Source organism: Bradyrhizobium sp. Bra78, from assembly GCF_024519855.1.
Lineage (GTDB): Bacteria > Pseudomonadota > Alphaproteobacteria > Rhizobiales > Xanthobacteraceae > Bradyrhizobium > Bradyrhizobium japonicum_G.
This window is the reverse complement of record NZ_JALJRE010000003.1, coordinates 600,900-619,115: the sequence shown is the minus strand read 5'-3', so window position 1 is coordinate 619,115 and position 18,216 is coordinate 600,900. Positions and strand designations below refer to the sequence as shown.

The 18,216-nt window shown below is 62.9% G+C and carries 17 protein-coding genes and 1 pseudogene; 9 read left to right on the top strand and 9 right to left on the bottom strand.

What is annotated here, in order from left to right; all coding sequences use genetic code 11:
* Window positions 1-30: 30 nt before the first annotated feature.
* The 4 genes and pseudogenes from OC450_RS10200 to OC450_RS10185 all read right to left on the bottom strand — a co-directional run bounded on the left by OC450_RS10200 (window position 31) and on the right by OC450_RS10185 (window position 3,509).
* Window positions 31-649: pseudogene (locus OC450_RS10200) on the bottom strand (flavin reductase family protein).
* 146 nt (window positions 650-795) lie between these two features.
* The gene (locus tag OC450_RS10195) at window positions 796-2,073 is read right to left on the bottom strand and encodes an acyl-CoA dehydrogenase family protein (RefSeq protein WP_211382790.1); all 1,278 of its coding nucleotides are present in this window, start codon (window positions 2,071-2,073) and stop codon (window positions 796-798) included.
* A gap of 152 nt (window positions 2,074-2,225) precedes the next feature.
* Window positions 2,226-2,606: a VOC family protein gene (locus OC450_RS10190; RefSeq protein WP_211382791.1), complete on the bottom strand. Its 381-nt coding sequence runs from the start codon at window positions 2,604-2,606 to the stop codon at window positions 2,226-2,228.
* A 123-nt stretch (window positions 2,607-2,729) separates the two neighbouring features.
* A complete protein-coding gene (locus OC450_RS10185) occupies window positions 2,730-3,509 on the bottom strand; it encodes an SDR family NAD(P)-dependent oxidoreductase (RefSeq protein ID WP_262047794.1) in 780 nt (259 codons plus the stop codon).
* Window positions 3,510-3,674: 165 nt separating this feature from the next.
* On the opposite strand from OC450_RS10185, the gene OC450_RS10180 reads away from it, so the two are divergent.
* The 3 genes from OC450_RS10180 to OC450_RS10170 are packed head-to-tail and all read left to right on the top strand — an operon-like array spanning window position 3,675 to window position 5,826.
* Complete coding sequence (locus OC450_RS10180; RefSeq protein WP_211382793.1) at window positions 3,675-4,463, top strand: enoyl-CoA hydratase/isomerase; 789 nt, start codon at window positions 3,675-3,677, stop codon at window positions 4,461-4,463.
* Entirely contained in the window at window positions 4,460-5,446 is a 987-nt protein-coding gene (locus OC450_RS10175) for a phosphotransferase family protein (protein ID WP_256806400.1), read from the top strand. Before OC450_RS10180 ends, OC450_RS10175 begins: the two co-directional genes overlap by 4 nt.
* A 2-nt stretch (window positions 5,447-5,448) precedes the next feature.
* Complete coding sequence (locus OC450_RS10170; RefSeq protein WP_256806399.1) at window positions 5,449-5,826, top strand: DUF6285 domain-containing protein; 378 nt, start codon at window positions 5,449-5,451, stop codon at window positions 5,824-5,826.
* A gap of 110 nt (window positions 5,827-5,936) precedes the next feature.
* Here the strand turns inward: OC450_RS10170 and OC450_RS10165 are convergent, their stop codons facing one another.
* Window positions 5,937-6,716 (bottom strand): enoyl-CoA hydratase-related protein, encoded by a 780-nt coding sequence (locus tag OC450_RS10165; protein WP_211382796.1) that lies wholly within the window; start codon window positions 6,714-6,716, stop codon window positions 5,937-5,939.
* 210 nt (window positions 6,717-6,926) lie between these two features.
* On the opposite strand from OC450_RS10165, the gene OC450_RS10160 reads away from it, so the two are divergent.
* The gene (locus OC450_RS10160) at window positions 6,927-8,201 is read left to right on the top strand and encodes an acyl-CoA dehydrogenase family protein (RefSeq protein WP_256806398.1); all 1,275 of its coding nucleotides are present in this window, start codon (window positions 6,927-6,929) and stop codon (window positions 8,199-8,201) included.
* 176 nt (window positions 8,202-8,377) lie between these two features.
* On the opposite strand, the gene OC450_RS10155 is transcribed toward OC450_RS10160, so the two are convergent.
* Both OC450_RS10155 and OC450_RS10150 read right to left on the bottom strand, forming a co-directional pair.
* Window positions 8,378-9,958, bottom strand: coding sequence for a fatty acid--CoA ligase (locus OC450_RS10155; RefSeq protein WP_262047793.1), 1,581 nt, complete (start codon window positions 9,956-9,958; stop codon window positions 8,378-8,380).
* Between the two features lie 80 nt (window positions 9,959-10,038).
* Window positions 10,039-10,911, bottom strand: coding sequence for an SDR family oxidoreductase (locus tag OC450_RS10150; RefSeq protein ID WP_211382799.1), 873 nt, complete (start codon window positions 10,909-10,911; stop codon window positions 10,039-10,041).
* 116 nt (window positions 10,912-11,027) lie between these two features.
* On the opposite strand from OC450_RS10150, the gene OC450_RS10145 reads away from it, so the two are divergent.
* From OC450_RS10145 to OC450_RS10130, 4 genes are all read left to right on the top strand, one after another.
* Window positions 11,028-11,837 carry a crotonase/enoyl-CoA hydratase family protein gene (locus OC450_RS10145; RefSeq protein ID WP_262047792.1) on the top strand — a complete coding sequence of 270 codons (810 nt, stop codon included), beginning with the start codon at window positions 11,028-11,030 and terminating at the stop codon, window positions 11,835-11,837.
* Between the two features lie 159 nt (window positions 11,838-11,996).
* Window positions 11,997-13,541, top strand: a complete 1,545-nt coding sequence (locus tag OC450_RS10140) for an acyl-CoA synthetase (RefSeq protein ID WP_262047791.1) — start codon at window positions 11,997-11,999, stop codon at window positions 13,539-13,541.
* Window positions 13,542-13,665: 124 nt separating this feature from the next.
* Window positions 13,666-14,460, top strand: a complete 795-nt coding sequence (locus tag OC450_RS10135; protein ID WP_256806395.1) for an enoyl-CoA hydratase/isomerase family protein — start codon at window positions 13,666-13,668, stop codon at window positions 14,458-14,460.
* Between the two features lie 121 nt (window positions 14,461-14,581).
* A complete protein-coding gene (locus OC450_RS10130; protein WP_262047790.1) occupies window positions 14,582-14,986 on the top strand; it encodes a YccF domain-containing protein in 405 nt (134 codons plus the stop codon).
* A gap of 169 nt (window positions 14,987-15,155) precedes the next feature.
* Here OC450_RS10130 and OC450_RS10125 read toward each other — a convergent pair whose 3' ends face one another.
* On the bottom strand, window positions 15,156-15,602 hold the full coding sequence (locus tag OC450_RS10125; RefSeq protein WP_262047789.1) for a c-type cytochrome: 447 nt from the start codon (window positions 15,600-15,602) through the stop codon (window positions 15,156-15,158).
* 622 nt (window positions 15,603-16,224) lie between these two features.
* On the opposite strand from OC450_RS10125, the gene OC450_RS10120 reads away from it, so the two are divergent.
* Window positions 16,225-16,746: an HdeA/HdeB family chaperone gene (locus tag OC450_RS10120; RefSeq protein WP_249128937.1), complete on the top strand. Its 522-nt coding sequence runs from the start codon at window positions 16,225-16,227 to the stop codon at window positions 16,744-16,746.
* Between the two features lie 279 nt (window positions 16,747-17,025).
* Here the strand turns inward: OC450_RS10120 and OC450_RS10115 are convergent, their stop codons facing one another.
* Window positions 17,026-17,790, bottom strand: coding sequence for an outer membrane protein (locus tag OC450_RS10115; RefSeq protein ID WP_211382806.1), 765 nt, complete (start codon window positions 17,788-17,790; stop codon window positions 17,026-17,028).
* Window positions 17,791-18,216: the final 426 nt, after the last annotated feature.

Below are 18,216 nucleotides of genomic sequence, written 5' to 3'. Positions count from 1 at the left end.
GCGAGGGAGCGCGCCTTCGCCGCGACGCGCCTACTTCCCCTTCGCGCCTTCGGCCGCCGGAAACACCACGCGATCATCCGTGCGGCAGTAGCGGTCGGCGAACATGCGGCCGATCGGGTGATAGCGGTCCATGTGCACCCGCATCGCCTTGTCGTCCCACAGCTCGTCGCGGATGTGGAAGTGGATGCCTTCGCCCATGATCAGGCGGCGATCGTCGTTGACGTCGATCATCTTCCAGGAGCTTGCACTCCATCGCCCAGGGCGTGTCGGCGAGCCGCGGCACCGCGATCTTGCTCGAGGGCGCGAGCTTGAGCCCGAGATAGTCGGGCTCGCCGATGTCGGGCGGAAAATCGCCGCTGCTCTCGTGCATGGCCTTCGCCAGCGGTTCGTCGGCGATATTGACCACGAACTCACCGGTGCGCTGGATGTTGAGGAAGGTGTCCTTGTCCTGTCCGTTCGGCTTGCGGTTCGCCGCGAACATGCACAGCGGCGGATCCTCGCAAAACGCGTTGAAGAAGCTGAAGGGGGCGGCGTGGACCACGCCGGTCGGCCCGACCGTGGTTACCCACGCGATCGGCCGCGGCAGGATGAAGGACGTCAGCACCTTGTAGCGCTCGCGTGGCGTCAGATCGCTGGCGGCGTAATCCATGGTGGCTCCGTGGAGGTGAAACTTCGTAGGGTGGGCAAAGCGAAGCGTGCCCACCACTTCTTGCGATCTCGCGATGGTGGGCACGGCGCGCGAAGAGCGCGCCTTGCCCACCCTACGCCTCTTCCCGAGCGGGAAGAGGCGAGACCTCACGCCATGCTGAGCTCGTGGCGTCCCACCACCATCCAGTGCACCTCGTCCGGACCATCCGCGAAGCGCAGATGGCGTACGTCCTGGTACATCTCCGCGAGCGGGGTCCAGTGCGAGATGCCGGTGGCGCCGTGCATCTGGATCGACTGGTCGATGATCTTGCAGGCGCGCTCCGGCACCATGGCCTTGACCATGGACACCCAGACGCGGGCCTCCTTGTTGCCGAGCACGTCCATCGCCTTGGCGGCCTTCAGCACCATCAGCCGCATCGCCTCGATCTCGCAGCGCGCTTGCGCGATGATCTGCATGTTGCCGCCGAGATGGGCGATCTTCTTGCCGAAAGCTTCGCGGGTCAGGCCACGCTGCACCATCAGATCGAGCGCTTTCTCCGCTTTGCCGATGGTGCGCATGCAGTGATGGATGCGGCCCGGGCCGAGGCGGAGCTGCGAGATCTCGAAACCGCGGCCTTCGCCCAGCAGAATGTTCTCCTTGGGCACGCGCACATTGTTGAAACGCATGTGCATGTGGCCGCGCGGGGCGTGGTCCTGGCCGAACACGTACATGGGCCCGAGCACCTCGACGCCGGGCGTGTCGCGCGGCACCAGGATCTGTGACTGCTGCTTGCTCGGCGCCGCGTCCGGATTGGTCTTCACCATCACGATGAGGATCTTGCAACGGGGATCGCCGACGCCGGAGATGTAATACTTCTCGCCGTTGATGACCCATTCGTCGCCGACGAGCTTTGCCGTGGTCGAGATGTTCTTGGCGTCGGAAGAGGCGACGTTCGGCTCGGTCATGACATAGGCCGAGCGGATCTCGCCGTTCATCAACGGCTTCAGCCACTTCTCCTTCTGCTCCTTGGTGCCGACGCGCTCCAGCACCTCCATGTTGCCGGTGTCCGGCGCCGAGCAGTTCATGGTCTCGGAGGCCAGCGGGCTCTTGCCGAGCTCGGAGGCGATATAGGCGTAGTCGAGGTTCTTCAGGCCCTGGCCGGTCTCGTCATCGGGCAGGAAGAAGTTCCAGAGGCCTTCCTGCTTGGCTTTGTTCTTGGCCTTTTCCAGCACCTCGAGCTGCTTGGGCGTGAAGCTCCAGCGGTCTTCCTTGGCCTCGCCGGCCTTGGCGAACTCGATCGACATCGGCTCGACGGTTTCGCGGATGAACTTCCTGACGTGATCGTAGAGCGGCCGGACCTGGTCCGACATGCGGAGGTCGTTGAGCTCGTCGCCGGGGTTGAGGGTGTAATTGGTAGTGCGGGGAATATAGGTGTGTTTTGTCATTGTTCCTCCCGGGTCGCTGAGATCGTGCTGGACGACAGAATAGTCGCAGCGCGGCAAAAGTGCGAGCGTGCATTTCCCCGCGCGGGCCATGCCACGCGATGGAATTTCGCGAGGGCGTTTGAAATGTTGTTTGAACGCCGTCGCGTCGTGCGTCAGCTCGCCATCCGGTGCATCGCGCAGATCTTGTTGCCGTCAAGGTCGCGCAAGTAGGCGATATAGAGCTTGTTCCCCGCGCCCTCGCGGATGCCGGGCGGATTCTCAATCGGCGTTCCGCCAGCAGCGACGCCGGCGGCGTGCCACTTGTCGACCTGCTCCGGCGAGTTGCAGGCAAAGCCGATGGTGCCGCCATTCGCGCACGTCGCCGCTTCGCCGTTGATCGGCTTCGTCACCGAGAACACGCCGGTCTTGGTGATGTAGAAGATGCGATGGCCGTCGACCCTGGCCGGCCGCACCTCGAGCGTGCCGAGCAGCGTGTCATAGAACGTCTTGGCCTTGTCGAGGTCGTTGGTGCCGATCATGATATGGGAAAACATTTGCCCGTCCCCTTTTGCGCTTACGAAATCAGACATCGTAGGGTGGGCAAAGCGCAGCGTGCCCACCACCACAATTGCTTATGGTGGGCACGCCGCAAGCGCGGCTTTGCCCACCCTACGAATTTAAAACGCCGTATAGCCGCCGTCGATAACGAACGTATCCGCGGTGTGATACGATGACGCCTTGCTCATCAGATATACGGCAATGCCGCCGAAATCGCTGGGCTCGCCGAAGCGCCGCACCGGAATGCGCGGCATCACGTTGGCGACAAACTTTTCGTTGGCCATGATGCCTGATGTCATGTCGCTCTTGATCCAGCCGGGCAGGATCGCATTCGCGGTGACGCCGTGGCGTGCCAGTTCGACGCCGAGCGCGCGCACCAGCGCGTTGATCGCGGCCTTGGTCGCCGCATAGTGCTCGTTGCGCGCGGTGCCGAAGATCGAGGCCAGGCTCGATGTCGCAACCAGCCGGCCGAAGGGATCGCCCGCATTGGCGCGCTCGGTCATGTGCTTTGCGGCCGCCTGGAAGGCGTGGAACACGCCGTCGAGATTGGTCGCGAACATGGTGCGCCATTCTTCCTCGGTGCGCTCGATGAAGGAACGCCGGCCGCCGCCGCCGATGCCGGCATTGGCAAAGCAGCCGTCGACCCGGCCGAAAGTGTCGAGCGTGGCCTTCATTGCGGCATTGACCGAGGCCGGATCGGTGACGTCGCAGACGCGGGTATCGACCTTGCCGGAGAGGCCTGCCATGCTCGCGGCAGCAGCCTTGTTCTTGTCAGCATTGCGGCCCCAGATCGAGACGTTGCAACCCTGGCCGGCTAGCGCCTGCGCGATGCCGAGCCCGATGCCGCCATTGCCACCGGTGATCACGGCGACACGGCCAGTGAGGTCGAAAAGGTCCATGGCGCGTGTCCTGCTTTTGGTATGCGTCGCATCAGCCGCTGCGCGCAAGATTGCTTGCTATGCTCCGATCACCATGGACAAGACCGCGCCAAAAATCAAATATGCGCCCCGGCAAAAGCAATTCCGGTCTGCGAAACGTCGCTGGCCGCAACTGACGAGGAAACCATGCAGTTCAAACACGTCACGCTCGATCTCGATGGCTCGGTCGCGATCCTCAAGCTCGACCATCAGGAGGTGATGAACGCGGTCTCCGTGGACATGCTCGGCGGTCTCGCGCAAGCGCTCGACGCGATCGAGGAGAGGAAGGACGAGGTGCGCTGCGTCGTGCTGACCGGCGCGGGGCGTGCGTTCTGTACCGGCGCGAACCTCCAGGGCCGCAACGACCAGTCGAAGAAGACCAAGGCCGGCTTGACGCTCGAGACCGGTTTCCACCCCTTCCTGCGCCGCATCCGCAATCTGCACTGCCCGATCGTGACCGCCGTCAACGGACCGGCCGCGGGCGCTGGCATGAGCTTCGCGCTGCTCGGCGACATGATCCTGTGCGCGCGATCCTCCTACTTTCTGCAGGCGTTCCGCCGCATCGGCCTTGTGCCGGATTGCGGCTCGACCTGGCTGCTGCCGCGGCTCGTCGGCCGGGCGCGCTCGATCGAATTGTCGCTGATGGGCGAAAGGCTGCCGGCCGAGAAGGCGCTGGAATGGGGTCTCGTCAACCGCGTCTATGACGACGGCGTGCTGATGGAGGAGGCGATGAAGCTTGCACGCGAGCTCGCCAGCGGGCCGACGGTCGCGCTGTCGCTGATCCGCAAGCTCTACTGGGACAGCCCGGAAAATTCCTTCGAGGACCAGCTCAATCTCGAATTCCAGTGCCAGCTTCGTGCCGGCGACACGCAGGACTTTCGCGAAGGCGTCGGCGCGTTCCTGGAGAAGCGCCCGGCGCAGTTCAAGGGCAAATGATCGAGACGCAACTCTCCCGCAGCGTCGCGCGCTGGTGCCCGGGCGCGACGGGCGTTACCGGAGCTGCAAGACTGTCCGGTGGCGCGAGCCAGGAAACCTGGCGCTTCGATATCGTGCACCCCGATGGGCCGATCGGCGCGATCCTGCGCCGCTCGCCGAAAGGCTATGGCGCGGCGCCGACGCGCGCGGCAGGGCTTGGGGCCGAAGCGCAGCTGATGCAGCTCGCTTATGAAGCGGGCCTGCCGTCGCCGCGGGTGATGCATGTTCTGGTGCCCGAGGACGATCTCGGCACCGGCTTCATCATGCAGCGGGTCGATGGCGAGACCATCGCGCGCAAGATCCTGCGCGACGACGAGTTCGCTGCGGCGCGGCCGCTTCTCGCGCGGCAGATCGGCGGCGTGCTAGCGGGGCTGCACGGGCTGCCGCAGGACAAGCTGCCCGAGCTGCGGCACATGTCGGCGGCGAAGGAGATCGACGAGTTCGAACGTGACTACCGCAGCCTGAACTGGCCAAAGCCGGTGTTCGAGCTGGCGCTGCGCTGGCTGCGCGGCCACGATCCGGGTCCCGCCGCCGAGACGACGCTGGTGCACGGCGATTTCCGCAACGGCAATCTCATCATCGGCGCCGACGGCGTCCGTGCGGTGCTCGATTGGGAGCTCGCCCATCTCGGCGACCCCATGGAGGATCTCGGCTGGGTCTGCGTCAACTCCTGGCGTTTTGGTGAGATCGACAAGCCCGTCGGCGGCTTTGGTTCGCGCGAGGAATTGTTCGCGGGCTACGAAGCCGCGGGCCGCAAATGCGAGCCTGCGCGTGTAAAGTTCTGGGAAGTGATGGGCACGCTGCGCTGGGGCATCATGTGCGGCGGCATGATGCAGCGGTTTCGCGAGGGTCCGGACCATTCCATGGAGCGCGCCATGATCGGCCGCCGCGCCAGCGAGACCGAGATCGATCTGTTGCGGCTGCTCGCGCCGCGAGGGAGTTGACCATGCAGGACGAACCGACCCCGATCGAGCTGACCAGGACGGTCGCTGATTTCTTGCGCAATGACATCGCGCCGCTGGTCTCTGGCCACCAGGCCTTCAAGCTGCGCGTGGCCATCAACATCCTTGATCTCGTGACACGGCACCTGACGCTGGAGCAGGGGAGCGATGCGAAAGAGGTGGAGCGACTGCGTGCTCTGCTGGGTGGTGATGGTTCGGTCACCGATCTCAACCGCGCGCTGGCCGAACGCATCGCCAAGGGCGAGGTAGATCTCGCAACGACCGGTCTCGCCGAGCATCTCTGGCAGACCACGATGGACAAGCTTGCCGTGGATCAGCCGAACTACGCATCGTACAAGCGCGAACTGTCGCGAGACGGCTAAGCGTTCCCACTGTCTCCGTCATTGCGAGCGCAGCGAAGCAATCCAGAGTCGCTCCGCGGAGACAGTCTGGATTGTTTCGCTGCGCTCGCAATGACGAGGGGAGGGACCTCCTACTTCCCCACCCATTTCGGCGGCCGCTTCTCGGAAAATGCCTTCGGGCCCTCGATGTAGTCCTGCGACGCCACCATCGCCTTCACGGCCGGATAGTCCCGCTGCTCTTCAATTGCCTGCTCGAGCGACACACCGAGCCCCTTCTGAATGGTCTGCTTCGAAGCCCGGATCGACATCGGCGAGTTCTTGGTGATCATCTCCGCCCAGCGCAGTGCGCCCGCCAGCGCCTCGCCCTGCGGCACCACCTCGTTGACGAAGCCGAGCTCGTGGCCCTCTTTGGCGCTGACATGGCGCGCGGTGAGGATCATGCCCATGGCGCGCTTGAGCCCGATCTGGCGCGGCAGCCGGTGCAGGCCGCCGGCGAGCGCGGCCAGCCCGACGCGCGGTTCGGGCAGCGCGAAGGTCGCATTCTCTGAGGCAATGATCAGGTCGCAGGCCAGTGCGATCTCGAAGCCGCCGCCCATCGCCACACCGTTGACCGCGGCGATGATCGGCTTGTCGCAGTCGAATCGCGCAGTGAGGCCGGCAAAGCCGCCCTTGTCCCAGCCGCGCTTTCCGCCCGCCGCCTGCCATTTCAGATCGTTGCCGGCGCAGAACGCCTTGTCGCCGGCACCGGTGACGATCGCGACCCACTGCTCGGGATCGGCGGAGAAATCGTCGAAGACCCTTTGGAGCTCGAAATGCGCGTCGGTGTGCAGCGCGTTGTAGACCTCGGGCCGCGACAGCGTGACGATCGTGATTGGCCCCTTGCGTTCCACTTTGGAAAATTTCAGCTCCATCGCTCGCTCCCGCATTTTCTCGTGAAGGAATATTGGCGGCATACTACCGCGCCTCAGTGCTTGGGCACCATCGAATTGCGCAACGCGCCTTGCGCGGCCGGCACGCCTCGCATTGCTTGACTTGAAGGCGCTCTTCTCACCTTAATCGTGCGAAGCAAAACGCGCCTAGCGCCTTAACGCAAAACGATAAAATCATTCGGGAGAGAACCTGTGGATTTTTCACTGCCTGCCGATCTCGCCGCCTATCTCCGAGAGCTCGACGGCTTCATCGAACGCGAGATCAAGCCGCTGGAGCAGGCCGACGACAACATCCGCTTCTTCGATCATCGCCGCGAATGGGCGCGCACCGATTTCGAGAACGGCGGCCTGCCGCGCCATGAATGGGAAGCGCTGCTGCGCAAGGCGAAGGACCTTGCCGACGCCGCCGGCCATCTGCGCTTTGCGGTCTCGAGACAGTATGGCGGCAAGGACGGCTCCAACCTCTGGATGGCCGTGATCCGCGAGCATTTCGCCGCCAAGGGCCTCGGCCTGCACAACGACCTCCAGAACGAGCATTCCATCGTCGGCAATTTCCCCGTCGCGACGATGCTCGACCGCTACGGCCGCGACGACCAGAAGGCGATGATCGACGGCTCGATCAAGGGCAAGTATCGCATCACCTTTGGCCTCACGGAGCCCAATCACGGCTCGGATGCGACCCACATGGAAACGCGGGCGGTGCCGGCGACCCGCGACAACGTCAAGGGCTGGATCATCAACGGCGAGAAGATGTGGACGACCGGCATGCACGTCGCCACGCACTGCGCGCTGTTCGCGCGCACCAGCGGTAATGACGGCGATGCGCGCGGCATCACCTGCTTCCTGGTGCCGGCCAAGAGCCATGGCGTCAAGATTGAAGAGTACATGTGGACCTTCAACATGCCGACCGACCATCCGCGCGTCAGTTTTACGGATGTGTTCGTCCCGGAGGATGCGCTGTTCGGCGAGGTTGGCCGCGGCCTGGCGCTGGCGCAATGTTTTGTCCATCAGAACCGCATCAGGCAGGCCGCGAGCTCGCTCGGCGCCGCCGTCTACTGCATCAACGAGAGTGTGAAGTACGCGCGCGAACGAAAGCCGTTCGGCAAGGCGCTCGCCGAGAACCAGGCGATCCAGTTCCCGCTGGTGGAGCTGGCCACGCAAGCCGAGATGCTGCGCCTGTTGATCCGCAAGACCGCCTGGGAGATGGACAAGCTCAACGAAGAGCAGATCGAGCGCACGCTCTCCGACCGCGTCTCGATGTGCAACTACTGGGCAAACCGCCTCTGCTGCGAATCCGCCGACCGCGCCATGCAGGTCCATGGCGGCATGGGCTACTCACGCCACAAGCCGTTCGAGCATATCTACCGCCACCACCGCCGCTACCGGATCACCGAAGGCAGCGAGGAGATCCAGATGCGCAAGGTGGCGGGGTTCCTGTTCGGCTATATGGGGCCGGGGAAGCATTAGGGGCATTGCGCGCTATCTCTCTCCGAGTCGTCCCCGCGAAGGGCGGGGACCCATAACCCAAGGGAGAAGTTTTGTATGAGCTGGCAATTCTGAGTCGTCGCCAAACTTGATCTAGTGGTATGGGTCCCGGGCTCGCGCTACGCGCGCCCGGGACGACGATGTGGAGGCAGTCGCGGCTAATTCACCCGTCGGTCCTTCCCCGCCCAATACGGCTCCCTCAACTGCCGCCGCAGGATCTTGCCTGAGGGATTGCGCGGCAGCGCCGGCAGGAACTCCACGCTCTTCGGCGTCTTGAACCCGGCGATGCGCTCGCGGGTGAAGTTGATGATGTCGGTGGCGGTCGCCTCCTTGCCCGGCTTCATCACCACGACCGCCTTCACCGCCTCGCCCCATTTGTCATCGGGCACGCCGATCACGGCGGCTTCGGCGACGTCAGGGTGATCGCACAGCGCGCTCTCGACCTCGGCGGGGTAGATGTTCTCGCCGCCGGAGATGATCATGTCCTTGATGCGATCGTGGATATAGAGATAGCCTTCCTCGTCCATGTAGCCGGCGTCACCGGTGCGCAGCCAGCCGTCGGAGCGCAGTGTCGATGCGGTCGCCTCCGGCAAATTCCAGTAGCCTGCCATGTTCGAGCCCGAGCGCGTCGCGATCTCGCCGACCTGGCGCGGCGGCAGCGGCTTGCCGTCCGCGTCCAATATCGCGATCTCGACGCCCGGCAGCGCCTTGCCGGCCGAACGCATCCGTTCCAGCCCCTCGACGTGATCCTCCGGCGGCAGCGCGACGATGGTCCCGGTCGTCTCCGTCATGCCGTACATCTGCACAAAACCGCATTTGAAGATCTCGATGCACTCCTTCAGCAGCGCGGCCGGAATGGGAGATGCGCCATAGAGCATGTATTTCAGCCGCGAGAAGTCGACGGTTTTCGCACGCGGCTGCCGCACCACGAACTGCATCGCCGCCGGCACCATGAACAGCTTTGTGATGCCCGACTGCTCGAAGAAATCCAGCACCTTGGTCGGATCGAACTCGCGTGCGATCACGCCGCGGGCGCCGTGATAGAGCCCCATCACGCCCCAGCCGGAGCCTCCGATATGGAAGATCGGCATCGCCACCAGCGATACGTCGTTGGTTGACCACCGGTTCCACTCCGGCTTGTCCGCGGCGTTTCCGGTCTGCACGAGATTGAGGAAGTTCGCATGCGACAGCATCGCGCCCTTCGGCTTGCCGGTGGTGCCCGATGTATAGAGCTGGATCGCGATGTCTTTCGTGTCGATCGGCACTTTCGGATCATCGCCGCTCTGCGCCTCGCGCCAGGCCGTGAAATCCTGCCATTCCGGCGCGCCGCCCTCGGTCGTGATGACAGTGCGCACGCCCGGCAACTGGTCCTTGGTCTGGCGAACTTGCGCAATGAACTCCGGCCCCACGAACAGAACCGGTGCCTTGCAATCCGCGACGATGAAGGCGACCTCGGGCCCGGCGAGCCGCCAGTTCACCGGCGCCATCACCACGCCGGCCTTCATCGCACCCATCAGCAGCTCGAAATAGAGGTCGCTGTTCTTGCCGAGATAGGCGATGCGCTCGCCCTTCTTCACGCCCGCCGCCAGAAGCGCGTTCGCGACCTTGTTGGTCTTGATGTCGAACTCGGCAAAGCTGGTGATGCGCCCTTCGAACTCGTAGGCGATGGCGTCGCCGCGGCTCTTGCCGCGCTCGCGCACCATGTCGGCGAGGTTCGCCAATGGCTGTGTGGTGGACATGTTTCTCCCGTAGGCGTTTTGTTTTTATGCCGCGGAGTGTGGCGTCATCCGCGGGCAAAGACAATACGGGAGAGAGCGAGCTAGCCCCGCTTCGCCCGGTCCTTTTCGTTCTGCGCCATGATGCTTTCACGCGCGGTTTTCCAGTCGTCGTCACTCCAGTCGCGGAGCTGGTAGAAATTGCCGCCCATCGCGAGCGCCTGGGCGCCGTCCATGGCGATGGTCTCGCCTGAGATCCAGTCGCAGCCGCCGGAGATCAGGAACACGGCGACGTTCTGCAACTCCTCCATGGTGCCGACCCGGCCCATCGGGTTCATCGCCTTGGTGCGCGCGCCGGCTTCATCGCCGGGCTTGATGCGCTTGCTCATGCCCTCGGTCGGGATCTCGCCCGGCGCGATGGTATTGAGGCGGATGCCGTATCGGCCCCATTCGGTCGCCAGCGACATCGTCATGGCGTGGATCGCCGACTTGCTCATCGCCGACGGCACCACATAGGGCGAGCCGTTGCGCACCCAGGTCGTGGTGATCGAGACGACGTTGCCCGGCTGCTTCAAGGCGATCCAGCGCTTGCCGACCGCGTGCGTCACGTAGAACGTGCCGTGCATCACGATGTTGGCGACCGCGTCGAAGCCGCGCGGCGACAGCTCTTCGGTGCGCGAGATGAAATTGCCGGCGGCGTTGTTGATGAGGTCGGTGAGGGGACCGTCGCGGAAGATGGTCTCGATCATTTCCTCGACCGCGAGCGCATTGCGGATGTCGACCCCGTGGCTGCTGACGCGACCGCCATACTGGTCCATCAGCTCGGTCGCGGTCTCGTCGCAGACGATCTTGCGCCGGCCGCAGATATGCACCTCGGCGCCGAGCTGGAGAAACCGCGCCGCCATCGACTTGCCGAGCCCGGTGCCGCCGCCGGTCACGAGGATGCGCCGGCCGGCCAGAAGATTTTCCTTGAACATGGGTGTTTCCCCCGTAGGGATTGTCAGTTAATTGGTCGATTGACTAAATCCGGCCGCCGTACTCCTGTAAAGCGGCACCGAACAAGAACAGGCAGGAACCAGGGGAGAATTCATCCATGGAAGAGCGCGTCTCGATCTCGATCTCGGAAGGCGTCGCCGACGTGCGCCTGGTGCGCGCGGACAAGATGAATGCGCTGGATCAGGCGATGTTCGAGGCCCTTGTTGCCGCAACGGATCGGCTTTCGAAGGACAAAAGCGTGCGCGTCGTCGTGCTGTCGGGCGAAGGCCGCGCCTTCTGCGCCGGTCTCGACATGGGGCGTTTTGCCGCCATGAAGGAGAAGGGCGGCAACGGAATTCCGGGTGGCGAAAATCGCGACCTCACCGCGCGCACCCACGGCCAGGCGAATTTTGCGCAGCAGGCGGTGTGGGGCTGGCGCCGGCTTCCGGTGCCGGTGATCGCAGCCGTCCACGGCGTTGCCTTCGGTGGCGGCTTCCAGCTCTCGCTCGGGGCCGACATGCGCTTTCTCAGCTCAGATGCGCGGATGTCGGTGATGGAGATCAAATGGGGCCTGGTGCCCGATATGGCTGGCACACCGATCCTGGCCTCGCTCGTGCGCGACGACATCTTGCGCGATCTCACCTATACGGGGCGCATCTTCTCCGCGCAGGAGGCGATGACTTATGGCCTCGCCACGCGCATCTGCGACGACCCGCGCGCAACTGCCCTCGACGTCGCACGCGAGATCGCCGGCAAGAGCCCCGATGCGATCCGCGCCGCCAAGCGCCTGCTCAACAACCTTTCGGTCGATCCAGGGCCCGCACTGCTCGCCGAATCCGTCGAGCAGCAGAAGCTGATCGGCAGCGCAAACCAGACCGAAGCGGTGCGGGCGAATCTCGAAAAGCGCGCCCCGAAGTTCGCGGATTAGCAATCTTCCGTCATTCCGGGGCGATGCGTAGCATCGAGCCCGGAATCCATAACCACGATCGTGAGTATGGATTCCGGGCCTGCGCCTTCGGCGCATCCCGGAATGACGACCACGGTTATGACTGAGATCTCAAACCCGACGAAAGATCGGACAGCAAGAATGAGTGAAATGTCAGAAGTCCTCGGCATCGTCTCGGGCGATCGCCGTCGCACCCACGCCGAGGTCGCGAGCCGCGCCGATCGCATCGCTTCCGGTCTCAGCAAGATCGGCGTCAAGCAGGGCGATTGCGTCTGCATGCTGATGCGGAACGACATCGCCTTCCTTGAGGCCGCCTACGCCGCGATGCGGCTCGGGGCCTACGGCGTGCCGATCAACTGGCATTTCAAGCCCGAGGAGATCAACTACATCCTCGCCGATACCGGAACGTCCGTGCTGATCGGCCATGCCGACATGCTGCATGCCTTGCGCGATGCGATTCCGAAAGGCGTGACCGTGCTCAGCGTGCCGACGCCGCCGGAGATTCTCTCCAACTACAAGATCGATCCGGATCATCTGAAGACGCCGGACTTCGCGATCGATTTCGAATCCTGGCTCGCGGCATTGCAGCCCTATGACGGCCCGGTCGTGCCGCAGCCCATGAACATGATCTACACCTCTGGCACGACGGGGCACCCCAAGGGCGTGCGGCGCCATGCGCCGACGCCGGAGCAGGCGGCGGCCGGCGAGCGCATGCGCGCGATGATCTACGGGCTGAAGCCCGGGGCGCGCGCGATCCTGCCGGGTCCGCTCTATCACTCCGCGCCGAACTCGTTCGGCATCCGCGCCGGCAAGCTCGGCGGCGCGCTGGTGCTGATGCCGCGCTTCGAGGCCGAGGAGTTTCTGGGGCTGATCGAGCGCTTCAAAATCGACACCATCTTCATGGTGCCGACCATGTTCATTCGCCTGATGAAGCTGCCGGAGGCGGTTCGCAAAAAGTACGACGTCTCTTCGCTGCGCCACATCATCCACGCCGCCGCGCCGTGTCCGGCCGACGTCAAGCGCGCCATGATCGAGTGGTGGGGCCCGGTGATCTACGAGTTCTACGGCTCGACCGAATCCAGCGCCGTCACCTTCGCAACTTCGCAGGACGCGCTGAACAAGCCCGGCACGGTCGGCAGGATTTCGCCCGGTGCCGAGCTGCGTTTCATCGGCGAGGACGGAAGCGTGCTGGGCGTCGGCGAGATCGGCGAGATCTATTCCCGCATGGCCGGGATGGCCGATTTCACCTATCACAACAAGCCGGAGAAGCGCGCCGAGATCGACCGTGACGGCTTCATCACATCAGGCGATGTCGGCTATATCGACGCGGACGGTTACGTCTTCATCTGCGACCGCAAGCGCGACATGGTGATCTCGGGCGGCGTCAACATCTATCCGGCCGAGATCGAGTCGGTGCTGCATGCCGTTCCCGGCGTGCATGATTGCGCGGTGTTCGGCATCCCCGATGCCGAGTTCGGCGAAGCGCTGATGGCGGTGGTCGAGCCGCAAGCCGGCATCACGCTCGATGCCGCCGGCATCCGGGGCCGGCTAAAGGCTTCGCTCGCCGACTACAAGGTGCCAAAACACATCGAAATCCGCAGCGGGCTGCCGCGCGAAGATTCCGGCAAGATCTTTAAGCGCCTCCTGCGCGATCCCTATTGGGAGCAGGCGGGACGGAAGATTTGAGAAGGAATCCGTAGGGTGGGCGAAGCGAAGCGTGCCCACCATGACGACCGATTGTGCCGATGGTGGGCACGGCGCAAACGCGCCTTGCCCACCCTGCAAGGGAACTGACAGGGAAACATTCGTCATGAGCGATGCTACCAGCGAAGTCCTCTACGAGGTCGCCGACCACATCGCGACCATCACGCTGAATGCGCCGGAGCGCATGAACACGATATCCGGCCCAATGCTGAACGATCTCGCGCGGCTGCTCACCGAGGCCAATGAGGACAAGAACGTTCGTGTCGTCATCCTCACCGGGAAGGGCAGAGCGTTCTGCGCCGGCCTCGACCTGCGCAAGGAGCGCGACGGCAACGGTCTCAGCGCGGCATCCTCGCCGACCACGATCAATTTGCGCAACACGCCGCCGACGGTGTTGCAGGCGATGGACAAGCCGACCATCTGCGCCGTCAATGGCGGCGCCGCCGGTTACGGCATGGACACCGCGCTCGGCTGCGACATCCGCATCATGGCGGAGTCCTCGAAGCTCGCCGCCGCCTTCGTCAAGCGCGGCGTGGTGCCGGAATCCGGCGGTACCTGGCTGTTGCCGCGCATGCTCGGCTGGGCCAAGGCCTCCGAGCTGATTTTCACCGGCCGCACGCTGAGCGCACGCGAGTGCCTGGAATGGGGGCTCGCCAACGAGGTCGTGCCGGACGCCGAGCTGATGACCCGCGCCACTGCCATCGCCCGCGAAATCGCCGCCAATGCGCCGCTCGCGGTGCAGGCCTCCAAGCGCATGATGCGGATGGGCCTGAACCAAAACTTCTCGGACCATGTCCACCACGTCTATCTCCAGCTCCTGCCGCTGTTCAAGACGCAGGACATGGCCGAGGGCATGAAAGCCTTCATGGAGAAGCGCGAGCCGAAATTCGAGGGCCGCTGAGCGCGGCCGAGCGGAACTGCGGCGTCATGCCGGGGGTCACACGCCGACGAGCGCGGACGTGATCGACCATGACGTCGCAGCTCGTGCTATAGGAACGGGGTCACTAACCGCGGATTATGCCATGACCCCCGTTTCCATCCTGCTCAACATCCTCTGGATCCTCATCGGCGGCGCCTGGATGGCGTTCGGCTGGCTGGTCGCCGCGGTCATCATGGCCGTGACCATCATCGGCCTGCCCTGGGCGCGGGCGGCGTTCAACATCGCGGTCTACACGCTGATGCCGTTCGGCTCGCGGGCAGTCAATCGCTACGAGGTCACCGGCGTCGAGGATATCGGCACCGGCCTGCTCGGGGTGATCGGCAACATCATCTGGTTCGTGCTCGCCGGCTGGTGGCTGGCGCTCGGCCATCTCCTGACGGCGCTGGTCCTTGCGATCACCATCATCGGCATCCCCTTCGCATGGGCGCATCTGAAGCTCGCAGGCATCGCGCTCTGGCCGATCGGCAAGGTGATCGTGCCGGCTTAAGGCGCGAACTCGTAGGAAGCGTAAAGCGGCAGCGAAACCATTCAATCGGTCCGCGCGAGACGAAGCATGATGGGTTTCACAAGGGTTCAACCCATCCTACGCGCATTTCTTGCCCTCCGCTTTGGAAGGCGCCAGGCGGGATGAGCAAGCAATCGTAGCTCGTCGGTTGCTACTTCTGCTGAACACGACTCAGGTAATCGACAACGGCGAGGATGCGTTTTCGCACGACGACTTCCGGGCTTTGCTCCGGCCCGGCCATCTTCCAATAAGACGGATCAACATAGTGAGGCAATTTCACAATAGGGTTGAATCGTTCCCCCCAAATTGGCATTTCACGAGTGCCGTGAGCGGGAATTGTTTTCAATCCCTCTATGGCTTCATAAACTGCGTTCGCGGGAAAGTCCCCGTGGTTGTTCCTGGCCAACATCGTCAAATCGGGAGGCGGTGTCTTGAGCTGGTCGCTGACCGGTCCTTTGCCCTTTGCATCCGCGCCATGACAACTCGCGCAGGAAGACTGAAATTCTGACTTGCCGATGTCGAGGTCTTCAGCTCGGGCCGAAGCAGCGAAGCCAGCGGTTAGACCGGCGATCGTCAACCATACACCGAATTTTATCATGTCGCGCTCCGACGCCGGCTAGAAGACCTTTACCACTAGCCGGTTTGCCCTCCGAACGATTGACTCACATCAAGACGGGCTTTCGGCTCAGGGACGAGGCTTCAAGAAAATTGCGACGAACGTATCGACACCCGATTGTTTCAGCCGCCCATGCCGAAAATCATCCGAAAGTTCGCGCCCGGGAGTGCGCACTTGCTGGCGATCTTGCCCGTCCCGGCGAGATGATCGGATAACGGCTATTTTTTGCTGCGGTGCATGAATCCGGTTGTGGCCCAAGCTCGCAGGATGGGTAGAGCGAAAGCGAAACCCATCAATCCATCCGCCGGAGACGAGGCATCATGGGTTTCGCAAGCGCTCAACCATTCTACGCGTGCTGCGCCCGTTGCGATGTCAGCTGCTTGGCCGTTGCCGACCTAACGCGGCGGAATGCGTGTCGGCAGCTTCTGGACTCGAAGCCGACAGAAAGTTGGGTCCGCCGCCGTTGATCTAGATCAACTAGGGCACTCGCCAATAAGGGCGATTAGTTATTGGGGTCACGAGATGCAGATCTTGTGATCATATTAAATCACGAGTGACCTGTCGGTCACCCGTTACTGGGGAGGTCATCACAATGAGATGCAGGTTGATTATCCTCACGTTCGTCTCAATTGTCCCGGGGTTCGCCAGTGAGGCGCTTGCCACGACGGCCGATATTCGCAGCATCACCTGTAGCGAATATCTCGCCATGCCGGCTGCACCGTCGAGCAAGTTTTCGGCTTGGATGACCGGCTGGTTTAGTTATGAAAGTCGGAGGACGTTTGTAGATTTTGACCTGCATCGGACAAATGTCGCAAGCGTAAGAGGGTGGTGCCAATCCAACCCGAGTGCGAGTGTGATGGTGGGGCTGGAAAAGTCGATCGGCGTAACTGCGGTGCCTAACGCTACGCTGGATTTTAACAAGATCACTTGCGGAACTTGGTTGGCGTACGGTCCAGAGGATCAAGACTTTGTAAGATATTTTATGAGCGGCTACTACAACGCGGCGGCAAGCAACAGCGTATTGGATTACGATCGCCTGCAGAGGAATTCCAGAGCGGTCGTCGCGTATTGCAAGAAGAACAAATCCCGCACTCTACCAACGGCCATTCAGAACAGAGCTAGCTAGGCTGGACCAGTTTCCAGCCGCTTACGAGCGACGGAGAGCGCCTTCCGAATGCATGCGAACTCGGCCATTAGCATGGCTTCTGCGAATGGCCCGTCAGAGAAGTAGCGGCGCAGTTTCATTGAGGTTCGCTCAGTGAAGCATGTCGGATTAGGTTTGCTAAGGTTGAGTTCTTCGCAGTTCGACCCCACTCGGACACTGAAAAGTAGCAAAGGCCAGAAAATTCATATCCACAAAAAAGCCCCGGCGAGCCGGGGCTTTGGTTTGCGGAGATGTGTGCGATCAGTATCTGGCTGCGACCGGTGCGCCGTATCCACCGAAGCGGTAGTTCAACCGAAGCGTGACCATATCCACGTCTTGGCTGACCCCGCTGCCGGTGAGGGTGAACCCTCCGGGAGTAACCACGCCTGCGAAGCCGGCATTGTCACGCCCCATCCAGAGATGGTCGTATTCGATACCGAACGACCAGTTCGGCGTGAAGCCGTATTCCCAGCCAACACCCAGAGCGCCGCCCCAGCGCGTGTGGCCTGCCGACGCCAGGCCGACCCCGGTTACGTTGTTGAATATATCGAAGCGATTGCGTGTCACGGCGGCGCCGCCCTTCACGTAGAACAGCGAGGCGTTCCACGCCCAACCGAGTTGCGCCGTGAAGAGTCCGATGGCGTCAATCTTGCCGGTGGTCGAAATCAACGGATCGATCAGACTGACGCGCGTGTTCTTGATTTCGGCCCAATCTCCCTGCGCTTCCAGGCCGAGCACAAACTGATTGGTTTGCCAGCGGTACCCGATCTGTCCGCCCGCGAGGCCCCCGGAGCGATCGGCGCAACCACCTGCGACTATCCCTGCCGGCGTCACGAAATCCACACAACCGTGGCTTTGCCCCCAACCTCCGTTGGCGCCGATGTAGAAACCGGTCCAATCATAGATCGGCGCGACCACCGGGGGCGGGGCCTTGACGTAAGGTCTAGCAGCCAGATCAGCCGCTGACGCGGGTGCCGCCATGCTCACTGCCAGCAAGGCCATGCCACTTAACAAAATCTTCTTCATTATTTTCGCTCCATCCACGTTTCACCCGAACGATGCCGGTTCTTTTCTGGATGTCCGGCATTCCAACTCGAACCTAGCTGATCCGACCAGCATGAGGTGTGCCTACGCCGCAACAGTCGGGAAAATTAGGTAATATGCGCGCTCGAGTTGCGTAAGTGCCATTGACCAATCAACTAAGGAAGTTGCATCTTGGAATTTTGCGCCAGCGATGTCTGTTGTTGGCCCCCGTTTCGGACATGCCTCGTCGCGCTGACGATGTCCGTTGACAGGACAACAGCAGACCTTGCGATTCCAAGCGCTGGGCGTGAGGAAACGATGATAGCGGCTTGCCTGAGTCCATCGTTGGCGGGCGCATGCCTCCAGGTTGATCTGGATCAACACGCACTCTCCGGAACTTGGGCGACCTGCGAGAGGGCGGGAAGACCG